This is a genomic window from Rubripirellula obstinata, from assembly GCF_001642955.1.
Lineage (GTDB): Bacteria > Planctomycetota > Planctomycetia > Pirellulales > Pirellulaceae > Rubripirellula > Rubripirellula obstinata.
In genome coordinates, this window is the sequence record NZ_LWSK01000003.1 from 90,321 (window position 1) to 104,808 (window position 14,488).

The following is a 14,488-nucleotide window of genomic DNA, read 5'->3' on the forward strand; positions in this document are numbered from 1 at the left end:
CCTGTTAACTGCGACTTGAAGGACTCAATTCCGCTTCCATGTCATCTTGATCGTAGGTCAGGACGCTGTGACAGGTGTATGGATTCAATCGTTGTTCGCCGCCCAAATTCGCCAAGTGAATCAGGAACGAGCAACCCACAATTTTGGCGTCACATTTTTCCAGCAAACGACAACAGGCTTCCATCGTGCCGCCGGTGGCAAGCAGATCGTCAACGATCAAAACTCGCTGGCCCGGTTTGACTCCATCGATATGCACCTGCAATTCGTCGCTGCCATATTCCAGTTCGTAGGCGAAGGAATGCAGATCAAACGGCAGCTTTCCTGGTTTGCGAATCGGCACAAAACCAGCGCCCAATTGCATCGCCAACGGAGCCGCGAAAATAAACCCCCGAGCCTCCGCGGCGGCAACGATGTCTATTTGTTGATCCATGAATGGTTCAGCCATCGCGTGGGCCGCCGTTTTCAGCGCCTCCGGATCCGCCAACATGGGTGTGATGTCCCGAAACAAAATTCCGGGTTTGGGATAGTCAGGGATATCACGGATGTAGCGTGCCAAATCGACCATGAGAGGGATCTTCGCGAGCTTGGTGAGGGAGAAATGATGGGTAAATCGCTCCTTCAGAATAGAGGATCGGGCGACTTCGCGGAATCTGTTGCCAGCGTTATGATGTTCAAACTATGAAATTCACCAAAATGCACGGCATCGGCAACGATTACATCTACATCGATTGCTTCGACCAACCCGTCCCAGACAACGCACCGCAACTTGCACGCGAAATGTCGCATCGACACTTCGGGATCGGCGGCGATGGGCTGGTCCTGATCCGCCCCAGCGAAACCGCCGACGCCTGGATGCAAATGTTCAACGCCGATGGCAGCGAAAGCGAAATGTGCGGCAACGCCATTCGATGTGTCGCCAAGCTGGTCTATGAACGTGGCATCGCGACCAAAAAACGGCAACTAATCCAAACCGGCAACGGAAATTTAACGCTTGACCTAAACGTCGGTGATGAAAACCGAGTCGATTGCGTGACCGTGGATATGGGGCCGCCCGAATTGCAGTCCGAAAAAATCCCAACCACGATTGCCAACGACGGCAAAGCGATCGCGCAAACGGTCGAATTCAATGGGCAATCGTTCGAGGTGACTTGCGTTTCGATGGGCAATCCGCACTGCGTGATTTTTGTTGATCAAGCCAGCGACGATCTCGTTCTGGGGCTTGGTCCCAAAATCGAAAACGACCCCAGGTTCCCCAACCGCACCAACGTTGAATTTGTAGAAGTCATCAGCCGAAATCGTCTCAGACAACGAACCTGGGAACGTGGGTCTGGTGAAACCTGGGCCTGCGGCACGGGGGCGGCCGCGGTTTGCGTTGCCGCTGTCTTAACCGATCGATGTGAACGAAAGGTCACGATCGAATTGCTCGGCGGTGAATTGGAACTCCAATGGGACGCCGAAACGAATCACGTGATGAAGACCGGCGGAGCAACCGAAGTCTTCGAAGGTGTTTGGGAATAGATGCCAAGCAATCAACACAACGACGATCTGCTGGTGCAGTCCGACACACCACACTCGGTGACCGTCAGCGAATTGACCGGACACATCAAGGCGATCTTGGAAGGCACGTTCCCGTCAATTTGGGTTGCAGGCGAAATCTCCGACTTGGTCCGGCCTCGTAGCGGACACCTGTATTTCACGCTGAAAGATAACGATTCACAAATACGCGGGATCATCTGGCGAAGCACTGCGTCACGGATGAAAGAGCCGATCAAAGAGGGGCAATCAGTGCTTTGCTTTGGCGATGTCGAAGTCTACGCGGCGCGCGGATCGTATCAAATGGTCGTTCGCAAGTTGCAAATGCAGGGATTGGGCCCGCTGCAACAAAAGTTTGAACTGATTCGAGCCAAGCTGCAATCCGAAGGTCTGTTCTCCGCCGACCGAAAGCAATCGCTTCCAACGCAACCGCGTCGCATCGGAGTGATCACCAGCCCCAGCGGTGCGGCAGTGCGTGACTTCCTAAAATCCGCCATGCAAGGAATGGGCGGTGTCGAATTCATCGTCATCCCAGCTCTGGTGCAAGGTGTTGGTAGCGCCAAGTCAGTCGTCGATGCAATGAAAGCCGCTCAGCGAATTTCCCCACCGCTCGATTTAGTGGTGCTGACGCGGGGCGGTGGATCGATGGAAGATTTGTGGACGTTCAACGAAGAATCAGTCGTCCGCGCGGTCGCCAATTCCAAGCTACCAACGGTATCAGCGATCGGTCACGAAATCGATGTCACGCTTTGCGATCTGGCAGCCGACGTTCGAGCATTAACCCCGACGGCCGCCGCAACTACGATCTTGCCCGATGCAAAGCTGGTCGGACAAACGGTGTCCGACCTACGACGCCGACTGGAACGGGCCGGACGGTCGATCATCACGCAGCGAGTCGATCGGTTGAACCAGCTTGAATCGCGCACCGTGTTCCGCAAGCCACACGAAGTGATTCACAATCGATCACGCCAACTCGATGAACTGGACGCACGAGGCCGCAGGGCAATGTTCGCCAAACTGCAACTGAGCAAAGCCAAGTTGCAATCAGCCGCCGCATCGCTTTCGGCACTCTCGCCGCTGCAAGTTCTCACGCGAGGCTACAGCGTCACCGTTGGCGAAAACGGTAAAGCAATCTTGGACGCCAAAGACGTCGTGCCTGGTGAAATCATCCACACCCGCGTCCACCAAGGTGAAATCAAATCGGTTGTGCAGGATTGACTTCAAGGAACTGCCCTGAAGCTTCCTTGGAAGAGTGTCTGCGATCTGTCGTAGCTGATCCCGCCAGGGTTCAGTCGAGCTTAAACTGAACCCTGGCGGGATCAGCTACGATTGAAACGTTCTCTGGAAGATCGAACGGGTTCGCTAAGTCTCTTTTGCAATCCGTTCTAGCAACGCTTTCCCCATGCGGATGCCAGCGAACTCATCAGGATCGGAACCCTCCCATTCGATTCCAACATAGCCGTTGTAACCAGCGTCGGTGACGATTTTCATCATCCGTTTGTAGTCCGTGTGAACTTCGTTTCCGGATTCATCGAACTGGTGCATCTTGGCGCTGACTGCTTTGGCGTAAGGCATCATGGCCTGCACGCCTTGGTATCGGTCGAATGTTTCAGCGTTCTCTCCGCGAGTGATATTGAAATTCCCAAAGTCGGGAAGCGTTCCGCAATTCGGCATGCCAACGCGTTCGATCACGACTGCCAACCAAGCGGCGTTGCTGCTAAGCCCACCGTGGTTTTCAACGATCACACCAATGTCTTGTTTCGCCGCGTACTCGCTTAGCGAACGCAGGCCATCCGAAGCCAGTTTGATTTGACTCAAATAGTCTCCGTCGCTGGCGGCGTTAACGCGAATCGAATGGCATCCCAAGAACTTTGCCGCATCGACCCACTTGTGGTGATTCATGACGGCTCGCTGACGCGCCTTTGCATCGGGATTACCAAGCTGCCCTTCGCCGTCGACCATGATCAGAACGTTCTTGACGCCGTGGTCATCACAGCGAAGTTGCAGTTCCTTCAAGTAGGTTTGGTCGTTTGCTTTGTCCTTAAAGAACTGATTCACATACTCAATCGCATCGATCCCAAATTGTTTCCTTGCAAGCAGCGGAAAGTCCAGATTGGTCCATCCTAATGATTCGTCTCGCAGTGTTCGGTGCAAAGACCACTGGGCCAACGAAATTTCAAAAGGCTTCGTTGGTTCTGAACTGGAATCAGCGAATGCATGACGATCAGGGAATGCGGCGATCGCGGTTGCGGCAGCAGCAGCTTGTAGGAAAGTTCGCCGAGCAAGAAGTGATTGGTTCATAAGTCTTCAATCGCGGGGATGGAAATCAGGATGCTTCTATCGTAGCTGCCCCACCAGATGATTGCGACAAATACGATTGATACGGCTGTTTCAGTCAACGGCCTTGCAGCCACCCCGATAAATTGATCGATTGGTGGCACTATGAGAAAGCACCAAATCGAGCTTAGAGTCCGTTACGACGAATGCGACCCGATGGGTTTCGTTCACCATTCCAATTATCTTCGTTACTTTGAAATCGGACGTACCGAATTGCTGCGAGCGTCCGGCGGCCGTTATCGCGACATGGAAGACGCGGGATTGCTGGTCGTGGTGGCGCGTGTGGATTGTCGCTATCGCAGCCCCGCGAGGTATGATGACACGCTGATCATCCATACCCGCATCGCGAAAGTCACCGCTGCCAAGATCACGCACGAGTACCGAATTGTTCGCCCTGATCCCAGTTGGGATGATTCCAATTCAACTCTGATCGCCGAAGCCACGGTGATTCTGGGCGTGATCGATCGCGAGGGACGACTGCAGCGTGTGCCGGACTCTCTGCTTGAACAATACGGCGAAGAATAACTAACGTGTCTTTCCAGTTTGAATCCGATAACAATACACCTCACGTCACCGACGCGGGCCGCTTCGCATCGGATGGCGAGATGGAATTGCTGGGGTCAATTGAGGTCTACGGAAAACCGGGGCGGCGAGGCCAAGATGGCACCTCCTATCGCAATTCGCCTCGATCACCAGGCGCGACCGGATCGCGAGGCGGCGATGCCGGACCAGCCACACCGGGACAAAGTGCCGGTGCAGTCCAATGCGAACTAACGCATGCAGTCCAGTGCGAACTGACGCATGCAGTCCAAGGCGAACTAACGCATACAGCGATCGGTTCGCGCCAAGTCCGTGATCGAATTCAGTGGCTCGTTCGCGCCCAGTTGCCCGACGGACGATTGGTCCCGGTCGAGCGAAACGTTCCTATCGGCGATCGGGGATTTCTGTTCATTGACGGTCACGGTGGCAGTGGCGGCAACGGAGGACGTGCAGGCAACGGCGGACCGGGCAGCCAAGGTTACGCCGGTCGCAATGCTACGCGTTTTACCAGCGGTACCAACGGCGGTCCCGGTGGTGATGGTGGCGATGCGGGACAACCCAGCGATGGTCGCGATGGCGGTGACGGAGCGAATGTCGATCTCATCGTCGATCACACCGAAACCGGTTTGCTGATGCTGGTCAAAGGAAACTTGGTCGGCGGCGACTTGGGGTTTGCCGGTGAAGCGGGACGCGGCGGACAAGGCGGACCGGGCGGCCCCGGCGGACGCAGCTATCACTGGACCGAAACACGCACCTCGCGTGATTCCAACGGACGAACTGTCACTCGCACGATCATGCGATCCAACCCAGGCGGCATCAACGGTCGGCCGGGTCGAAGCGGCCGACCGTCAATTTACAAAGCCAAAGATGCTAAGCCTGGGCGAACTGGTCGATTGACGATCGGTGTGCGAGACGGCAATGGAAACATCGCCACCTACCCGTCGCCTTTTGATCTGGAACTGGTCACGTTCGACATCGCCAGCGAATACGCGATCCTAGAACCCGATTCAATCGTGTCCGTTGACCACATCGTGATTCGTAATTGCGGCGGAATGCCGACGCCCGCGAACTACACCGTTCGAATCTTCCTGCAACCCGATGAATGGCTGATCTGCGATGAAGTCGACATTGTCTTGCATCGATCGCTTGCACCCGGTGAAACCTACACCTTCGAAAACGATGGACTCGATTTTCGGATCGGCGACCATGTGATTGACGAACCCCGCTCGCGTTCGTTTCGGCTCAGGCATCCAGTCAGCCCACAAGCCAGACTGGAAAGCGGCATTGCAAGGTCTTTTGAACAGTTTGAAAACGGCGAGAATATCCGCGTCAGCTTTCCAGTCGAATTGACGCCCATGACGTGCTTGAATTCGTTGGCACCGGGCGAATCAACACGACTGATTTGGGCCGTCAGAAATATCGGCTCTGAAACATTTGACCAGAAATACCTGTATCGAAGTGTGCGAAGTCGGTTGCGTCTGTTGGGCGGCGACTTGCATCAGGACTTGATCGCATTCTTTGACGACGAAGATTCACCTTTCGCTGTTCATGTCGATGGGCAAACCGCCGACTGGGAAAAACGCGTCGGCGAACTCAGACCTGGCGAAAGCACGATCATTGAAACTCGCATCGGGATTCTCGATAAGCCTGGCGCGGTTCCCTATCAAGGATTCGCCGTCGGCGTCGATTTGGATTTGCAGCGACCAGGCACAAGCGACCGGTCGGACCAATACCGACGAGTCGATTATCGCAAAACCTTTATCCGAGTTTCGGAACGTTACCTGCGCGAAGATGGATCACGTTTTTTGCTGGTTGCCAACGAAAAAACCACGACCAACGATATCGAAAAATGGACTCAGCTTGCCGATTACTTCGGCAGCGAATTGGATGTCTGGGATGTTTCTTACTACGGATTCTTAGACTTGGTTCGCGCGGTAGACGAAGACCAATCGCTATTGAAACAGTGGGAAGGGATGACGATCATCATCCCCAATAATTACTACAGCACACCCGCCGGTCGCACGGTCGCGTTCGAACAGCTTGCCAAAAGTCAGTTTCTTCGCGCCGCTGCCGATTACGACATCAACTTTTACATCGTCGGCGACTCACGCACCGGCGGCGCGGAAATGCTGGCGACTTCGTTGATTCCCGTCGGCGATGAAAAAACGCCCAAACAACTTAGCAGCCAAAAAGAATTCCTAAAGAACGTCCGGCGTTGGAATAAGTATGTCGCTGGTAACCAAAGCGTTGTTGGCGGTGTGACCAGCGGCGCTCAAGACATTGCCGACGCGTCGCTGGGCCATGTCCATGAAATCGACATCGATCGCCGAACGTTTCTGTTCCAACCCAAAGAAAAGTGGCTGGTCGAAGAAGCAAAACGACTGCAACGCAAACTCTCTAAACAGGATCCACTGAAACGTTGGATCATTGTTCATCGTTACGACACCGGCGACACCGACACGTCATGGGGATTCTTCAAAAAGCGAAACGTTGGAAAATTTGAAGTCCACCGAACGCTCGATTCGACCAAGGGTTCCGTGGTTCTGTACGAAGTTGACGGCATTGACGCGATTGATCGTGGCTTCATCAACAGCCAAGCCAACAAGCACGGAATCTTTTTGGCGTTGAAGTTCGAGGACAAGATTGATCGCTTCATTCGCTTGGTCAGCGAGCGGACCTTCCCACGCTACAGCGAAAAGTACATCGAACGACCGATGACCGACGACGAGGTCCGCGAGATCGGTGGCGAGTTGGTCGATTCAATTTTGACCGATCTGTACAACGAACAAAAAACCGCTCGCCATTGTCGAACATGGGGACGCGGTGGTATTCGCGCGATCATGCCAAAACTGAATTACCTGGCCGAGCGGTCACTCAATTATGGTGTCACCCATCGCCAGATGCTCGAAAACGAACTCAGCCTTGGTCTACTTTACGAGTTGTTGGCGAATCTGCGTTACATGGCAGTTCAGTCGCGAACGATTTGGGACCATGCCGTTTTCCCGACTGCGTTCTTCAAACGTTCGCGAGCTGTATCGAACTACATGATCGAGCGGAGTGATCGAATCGCGACCAATATCTTTGGCAGAGCACCGAGTTGGTGGGACAAGATCACGTCACCCGGTGACGACTACGACCCGTTTGGATCAGCAAAAAAGAAATCGCCCCAGGGAATCGAACGCACTACCGCGGATGCGCGGATCAAAACAATCGAAACTGAATTGATTCAAAACAAAGTCCCCATCGAAACCTACGCTGGCAGCCAGAATCATCCCGGCCTGACTTATGACCCAGAATTGTTGGCCGAAAGCGTACGTGTTATTTCAGGAAAACAATACGACGCCCTCGTCCAAGCAGAACGCCAAGCCACCCGCCGGCGCTACGAAACCGAAAAAGCAATCCAAGGCGAACGAGCCGATTTGTTAGTGCCCATCAAAACACCCAAGGCCCAAGCAATCCAAGAGCAAAAGTCCATCGCAACGCCAAGTTAAAAGACCACCAGAACCTATCCTTTGTGGCTTCTGTGCCGCACAAAAGGGGAAGGGGGTAATAAAATTGGGGCGAACATCGGCGTTCAAAACTGAAGCATTACCCTTTCCCCATTTTCAACCATCATCCCCATTTCAATCTTGAGCCTGGAATCGTTTTGCCCCCACATCGTTTTGCCCAATGATCGGCTTGATTAAATCGAGCAAGTAGCACCTGGGCCTAAAACAAGAACTGTCAAACGCAGACCGCTAACAAGACAAGAGATGGGCAAAACGATGTAAGGGCAAAACGATGCCAAGCGTGGTGGTGGTATCGGCTAGCCGTACAAAAAGGGAAGGAGGTAATAAATGGCACGCGCATCGAAACTAGCCCCGTCTCCTTTTCTGGAACATTCCGATGAACCGCATGGGTTTTAGAGTCTGTCGAGCGTTGGAATTCGATGCCGTTGGTTTACTCGTGACGCAAGGCTTCGATTGGGTTCATCTTGGCCGCGCGGACGGCGGGGTAGAGGCCGCTTAATAGGCCCACGCTGACGGCGATGCCGACGGCCAGCGGGATCGTCCACCAGACGATGGAGGGTTCGGCTTCTCGGATCGCTTCGGGAAGTGCGGCAAATTTTTCGGGCAGGCTTCGTTTGACGATCCAGATCAATGACCGGTACAGCGGCATCGATAACAGGCCAAGCAAAATGCCGAAGAACGCGCCGGCGAAACTGAGTACTGCGGTCTCGACCAGGAACTGCCGTGTGATGTCTCGCTGCTTCGCCCCGAGTGCGCGGCGGACGCCAATTTCGCGTGTTCGTTCGGTCACGCTTGCCAACATGATGTTCATAATGCCGATGCCGCCAACGACCAACGAGATGCAGGCGATCAAAACACCGATGCCCATAAACATCAACTTCATGTTCCGAGCCTGTTCCAGCAATTCCAGCGGAACCACAACACTGATGTCATTCATCTCGCTGTGCGTTTTGTCCAACAACCGCTCAATCAAATTGGCTGATGTCTTGACCGAATCCTGCGTCTTGGTTTGCAGCGTGATTTGGTTCAGCTCCATAATCTCCATTTGAAATTGACCCGATCGCCGAGTGACAATCGTGTCCCCGATCCGCTTTCGCAACGTGCTCATGGGAATGTAAACGTCAGCCGAAAAGTCTTGCGAATCAAGCGATCCACCGATGGCGGCCGACGGGTTACGATGCTGCAACACGCCGACGACTTTGTACTTATCGGAATGTTCAGGAATCGTGACACGTTTGCCCAGCGGTTCTTCGTAGGGGAATAAACGCTGCGCGACACCGGTTGAAATTACACAAACGGTGTCTGCTCGAGCGTCATCGGCATCGGAAAGAAAACGCCCGCCACCTTCGCGGATTTCCAGTTGATTGACCTTGGCATACAGCGGTGTGCAGCCGACCAATCGGCCATCAACCATCCGATCGCGGTAGGTAAACTGGCGACGGATTTCGCGAATCGGAACGGCGACATCGATGGTGGGCACATTGGCAAGAATCGCACCTAGATCGCTCCGGCGCAAGCCGTAGATCGACGCATCCATTCCCGCCATTTTGTCGTCTGGCGGTTTCTGGCTACGCACAATGATCGTATTCGACCCGAGCGATTCGATTTGTTTTTGAACCTGATCGCTGGCACCCTGGCTGATGGCCGTCAAAACAATCACCGCCCAAACACCGATCGTGATTCCAAGCATCGTCAGCCCTGTTCGCAGCGGATGCAGCGACAAGCTCTTGATGCCAAGTTTCCAGGTCCGAAGCCAAAGCATGGAGGCGAAGTTTGAAGAGTGAGGGGGTGAAGGGTGAAAAGAGTTTTTTACGCGCGGGCGAGTAGTTCAGCGACGGCGGCGGCTTGTTCTTGGCGGGCTGCTTCGCGTCGATCTTGTGAGATCAATTCGTCCAAGTGTAGGCTGCCATCTTTCAATCGAATGATTCGTTTTGCTCGTTCGGCGACCTCGTCTTCGTGCGTGACCATGATGATCGTTCGGCCTTCTGCACTTAATTGATCAAAGATCGTCAGGATTTCGCCTGTCGTAACAGAATCCAAGTTTCCGGTCGCTTCATCAGCAAGCACAAACGAAGGATCGTTGATCAGACTTCTGGCGATCGCAACGCGTTGTTGTTGCCCACCGGACAATTGTGTCGGGCGGTGGTCCAAACGATCACCCAATCCCACTCGCTGGGCAAGTTCAATCGCCCGTTGTCGCTCCTCAGCGCCCAATCGGCCTTGGTAATACAAGGGAACCTGAATGTTCTCGACCACGCTGAGCTGTTGAATCAAATTGTAGGACTGAAAGATGAATCCAATTCGTTGGCTGCGAATATCAGCCAATTGATCATCATTCATGCGTGCGATGTCATCATCACCCAGCAAGAACGAGCCACTGGTGGGTTTGTCTAGGCATCCCAGCAAGTTTAGCAGCGTGCTTTTGCCGCTTCCCGACGGCCCCATGATCGCAACATAATCACCATTGGGAACATCGAAGGAAACGCCTCGCAGCGCACGCACGGTTTCGCTTTTCAACACGTATTCTTTGGTCAGATTGCGAATCGAAATCGCGATCTCGTTGCTCGGTATCTCAGTATCGATTGACGAATCCCCGATCGGTTTTGGACTGCCGTAAGCCTTTTGGGTCTTCATCCGCTTTCCCCAGCGGTGGCGGCGGTGGGCTGAACCTTTGAGGTTGATTGAACGGCGGGTTTCTTTGCAGGTCGCTTCTTTCCAACCGCGGGATCGGCTGATTCAGAATCGGATTGTTTTACGGCGGTAGCAGTCGGTTTCATCCTCATCGCCTTCATGTCACTGTTGTCGTCTTCGATGATCGACGGCAAATTCATCAGTGACAAATGCTCTCGCAGGTTCAAGACGACCTTGTCGCCTTCTTTGATGACGCCACCGACACTTGCCATCGTGTCATTGGTCGCCTGCAAATCGACCGAAATCGTTTCAAACTTTTGTTCGCCCTGTTGAATCAGCGAATACATTTTTCCGCCATGCTCGTAGAGACCTTGGATTGGAATCTGTAACGCGTCATCAAGTTGTTCTACAAAAATCTGCGCCTCGGCACTCATGCCCGTGCGGATGTTTTCCGGCGGATCGATGATCTCGATCGTCGTCGCGTATTCTTTCACCGAGGAACTAAACCAACTGCCTGGTTCGGCGTAGCGGTTTACTTTCTTGACTCGGCCGGTCAGTGTCATTCCTGAAATTGCGTCGATTGAGATCTTCGCTGGCATGCCTGACTTGATCAACGTGATTCGAGATTCGTTGATGTTGCACTTGACCTGCATTCGGCCCGGGTCGGGCAAGCGAAGGATCGTTTGCTGTTCGCGTACCAGTGCTCCGGGCTCAACAACAAACTCGGCATTCCCGCCACGACGACTAAACTTGTTGGCGTAGACAACGACTCCATCGGACGGCGCGTACATCACGCACTTGGCGATTTGTTCCAGAACTTCATCCAATTCATTCGATTCTTCTGCCAGCTCACTCTGAGCCGCTTTCAACGATGCGGTGGCGGATTCAATTTCGCTGTTGTATTGAACTAAGAATTTTTCTTTGGTGTATTTCCGCAAGACTTCAAGACGGTTCTCAGCAGAATCAAGCTGGGTCACTGCATTGGCGACAGCGTATTCGTCGGCCTGCATTTGCAGTTCTTTGACCAACCCCTTCGCGACAAGTCGAGCGCTCGATTGAAGTGCCAACGTCGCTCGGGTTTTATTCTGTTCGGCAATCTGAATTTCGCTTTGGATCGCTCGTTCTTCGGTGATGAAGATGCCTTTCAGGTATTCTTCTTTGGCAATTTCGGATTGCTTCAACAAGGCGGACGCGGTGGACACCATCGCCTCGGCCGTGATGACCTCGATCTTTTGCGTCTTGAGTTCCAGTTCCAGTTGCGACGTATCCAGTTCGACTAGCTTGTCGCCTTCCTTCACCAGGGTTCCTTCATCGACAACCCACAGGATTGCTACGCCGCCTTGGCCGCGAGACTTTACTTCGCAAACGATCTCTTTGTTTCGGCTGCTCTCGATCTCACCCTGTTCCAAAACGATGTGGTCAAACGAACCTCGCGATGCAACTTGCGTGATCAAATCGGCTTGGTTGACCCCTGACTTCGGAGCCGAAAGCACTCGATAGCCAATGCCACCGATGATCGTGGCCAGCACCAATCCGATCGCCAAAACCCCCACAACTTTGCCGCGGCGATGCATGAGACGGTCGTGGAAGTTTCGCGGCCTTTGCGGGCGCACGGCTAAGTCGGCAAACAGGAATCGTACACGATTCATTGTTGGGGAGTTTCTGGGGTGGGAGAAATCAGGCGGGACGAAGGTACAGAAGAGTCGCCCAAGGGGAACCGCCTAAGATACCTTCGGTTGTTTCACCTAATTTTACTCAGCCGTCAAAGTATCGGTCCGATTGGATCGACAGATTTGGAGCAATCTTTGCTGATAATTCCGAAGAATCGAGCGCGTAACGTGAATTAATTTCCACGATGACCCCATCGGCGACCGTTGCACCGGCCGATTCGGCCCAGCTTCGATGCTGGTCAGAGATCGCTTTCTTTGCCAGCGAAGCTGTGTCGGTTTCAGCGCCTTCGGCGTTTTTGACGGGTGCGAAGACATTGCCCGGCAAGCCTTCGACCACAAACGCGTTGGCGGCCAGCGGCAGCAGATCGAAAATAAATCGCTCGAACTTGACTGCGTTGGGCGACGACGGCTCAACCAATTGCCCCTGTGCATCCAAGTGTGGAACCTTCTTTGATGCCCGGTGGAAGGGTAACGCCGAGCTGGATTTCGCCATCCGACGCAAGAAAGCGATGTCGATGACGTGAACACCGATACTGCCCGCCCATAACTTTAACGATCCGTCTTCGTTGGTGACCTGAGCCGCGGATTCTGGCAGATCGCTGTATTCGATGATCTGCACTTTGCCATCGACCACCACCACGTTGCCAACCTTCTCCATCGGGTAACGTTTGCGAACGACCTGGCTGGTCATCTCACTTTTCGACAAGATGTGATGCCCGATGAAGGCCGGATCACAAAGGTTCGCCAGCGGGTTATCGACTTGGATGTAGGCCAGATACTTGACCCCACGTGCATCCGCGTCATCGAGAGAGCCGCTGCGATCGAGTGCGCGAACAGTTCCGCCGTGACCATCAGGACTAAGAGCCAGCGAATCTTTTGCGGCTAATAACAACTGACCGGAATCAGCATCGACTGCCGGCATTGTGCCTTGCTTAAAGATCTTGACTTGCGACGGATCCAGCCCCAGATAGTTGTTCGATTCAAAGTACTGCCGCGTGTCGCTGTCGGTCGCTTCGCTGGTCATCACATAGAAAGGAATCGTGACGCCGTAGCGTTTCCCGATCGCAATCAATCGATCTGCGAAAACCTCGAACAGCGTGCGCTGGGAAACAGGTCCGATGGGGAACATGCCTTTGGGTTTATCGAATCCCAATCGCGTTCCCTGTCCACCCGCGACAACTACCGCCCCGACTTGACCGGCTCGCAAGGCATCTTCGCCCGCCTGGATTGCTTGATCGATCGACCAATCACAACCGGTGCCGTCGGCGTTGACCGATGGCGGCGATCCCGCAGATTCTGCCATCGCTGCGAAGTCTTGTTTTTCGTCTTCGCCCGCGATCAGGGTCGCCAACTGATCGAAGTCAATGTCGCCAATCTGAGCGGAAAGTTTTTCTTTTCCTGCGTCGCTCAGTTCATCCCAAAATCGAATGGCACTGGATTGACCGTGAGTTTCAAGCGTGTCGCGAAGAGTTTGTTCGTTCATGATATTCAAAAATCGGAGTGGTTGAAATTTTGTTTTCTTTAGTGACGAAAACGCCACGAGTCTAAATCATATCTTTCGGATTGCAATTTCGATGCGCGGTCAAAGTAGTCATCGATTGAAACAGCATCGATGGCTAAAAACTGTTCCCTTAGGTCGCTAGCCAAAACTGTTGGATCTAATTCAACGTTGGTGACAAACGAATCATGTGATCGAGATTGGCGATAATCGGGTTGGCGGGGTGCGAAGTCCAGACATGACGCCAACAGATCCAGGTCGAAATCGTAGAGCACGGTTCCATGATAGAGCAAATGCTGGCGAGCGATTCGCAGACTGTTGCCAGAGAATTTCCTGTTTTGCCAGGTCAAATCACAAATTCCCTGATGCACCGCGTCGGGAACCTGGTTTTGGACGGCGGCCAGAACTCGATTCATGACGTAAAGATGCGCCTGATCTATTTTTTGAAGGCCTGGGTGCTGTTGGAAACTCAGCAGGACGCTGTACATCATGCACCCTGGGCCTCCCATCACGGTCGCACCGCCACTGCTCCGCCGTTGGATGGAAATTCCGTTTGCTTCGCAACGCTGCCGATCGACTTCGTCGTCAACCTTTGATGACCGTCCCAGCACAATCGTTGGCTGATCAAACTCCCAAATACGAAGTCGCTCGGCAGATCCAGCTTCCTCTGCTTGAAACAACATTGCTTCGTCGATCGCCAATTGCATCGACGGCGAACGCGCAGCCTGGTCGGTATCAACCCACTTCATCGTCACGATTTCTTTACCAAT

11 protein-coding genes are annotated in these 14,488 nt (G+C 53.6%); 4 read left to right on the top strand and 7 right to left on the bottom strand.

Annotated features, from left to right (window positions below):
- Window positions 1-4: 4 nt before the first annotated feature.
- Window positions 5-565 (bottom strand): adenine phosphoribosyltransferase, encoded by a 561-nt coding sequence (locus RC85_RS01930; protein ID WP_068258186.1) that lies wholly within the window; start codon window positions 563-565, stop codon window positions 5-7.
- A 113-nt stretch (window positions 566-678) separates the two neighbouring features.
- Here RC85_RS01930 and dapF point away from each other — a divergent pair, with 113 nt between their 5' ends.
- On the top strand, window positions 679-1,518 hold the full coding sequence (dapF, locus tag RC85_RS01935; RefSeq protein ID WP_068258187.1) for a diaminopimelate epimerase: 840 nt from the start codon (window positions 679-681) through the stop codon (window positions 1,516-1,518).
- Window positions 1,519-2,751, top strand: a complete 1,233-nt coding sequence (xseA, locus tag RC85_RS01940; protein ID WP_068258188.1) for an exodeoxyribonuclease VII large subunit — start codon at window positions 1,519-1,521, stop codon at window positions 2,749-2,751. It begins immediately after the preceding gene.
- A gap of 144 nt (window positions 2,752-2,895) precedes the next feature.
- Here the strand turns inward: xseA and RC85_RS01945 are convergent, their stop codons facing one another.
- Complete coding sequence (locus RC85_RS01945; RefSeq protein WP_068258189.1) at window positions 2,896-3,834, bottom strand: sugar phosphate isomerase/epimerase family protein; 939 nt, start codon at window positions 3,832-3,834, stop codon at window positions 2,896-2,898.
- A gap of 141 nt (window positions 3,835-3,975) precedes the next feature.
- Between RC85_RS01945 and RC85_RS01950 the strand changes: the two genes are divergently transcribed.
- On the top strand, window positions 3,976-4,395 hold the full coding sequence (locus tag RC85_RS01950; protein WP_068258190.1) for an acyl-CoA thioesterase: 420 nt from the start codon (window positions 3,976-3,978) through the stop codon (window positions 4,393-4,395).
- 5 nt (window positions 4,396-4,400) lie between these two features.
- Window positions 4,401-7,901, top strand: a complete 3,501-nt coding sequence (locus tag RC85_RS01955) for a DUF7932 domain-containing protein (RefSeq protein WP_068258191.1) — start codon at window positions 4,401-4,403, stop codon at window positions 7,899-7,901.
- A gap of 448 nt (window positions 7,902-8,349) precedes the next feature.
- Here the strand turns inward: RC85_RS01955 and RC85_RS01960 are convergent, their stop codons facing one another.
- From RC85_RS01960 to RC85_RS01980, 5 genes are all read right to left on the bottom strand, one after another.
- Entirely contained in the window at window positions 8,350-9,681 is a 1,332-nt protein-coding gene (locus RC85_RS01960; RefSeq protein WP_068258192.1) for an ABC transporter permease, read from the bottom strand.
- A gap of 47 nt (window positions 9,682-9,728) precedes the next feature.
- Complete coding sequence (locus RC85_RS01965) at window positions 9,729-10,553, bottom strand: ABC transporter ATP-binding protein (protein ID WP_084422275.1); 825 nt, start codon at window positions 10,551-10,553, stop codon at window positions 9,729-9,731.
- Window positions 10,550-12,199 carry an HlyD family secretion protein gene (locus tag RC85_RS01970; RefSeq protein ID WP_149752877.1) on the bottom strand — a complete coding sequence of 550 codons (1,650 nt, stop codon included), beginning with the start codon at window positions 12,197-12,199 and terminating at the stop codon, window positions 10,550-10,552. The genes RC85_RS01965 and RC85_RS01970 overlap by 4 nt, the downstream gene beginning before the upstream one ends.
- A gap of 106 nt (window positions 12,200-12,305) precedes the next feature.
- A complete protein-coding gene (locus RC85_RS01975; RefSeq protein WP_068258236.1) occupies window positions 12,306-13,703 on the bottom strand; it encodes a UTP--glucose-1-phosphate uridylyltransferase in 1,398 nt (465 codons plus the stop codon).
- Window positions 13,704-13,741: 38 nt separating this feature from the next.
- Window positions 13,742-14,467: a lipoate--protein ligase family protein gene (locus tag RC85_RS01980; RefSeq protein ID WP_068258194.1), complete on the bottom strand. Its 726-nt coding sequence runs from the start codon at window positions 14,465-14,467 to the stop codon at window positions 13,742-13,744.
- Between the last annotated feature and the right edge of the window lie 21 nt (window positions 14,468-14,488).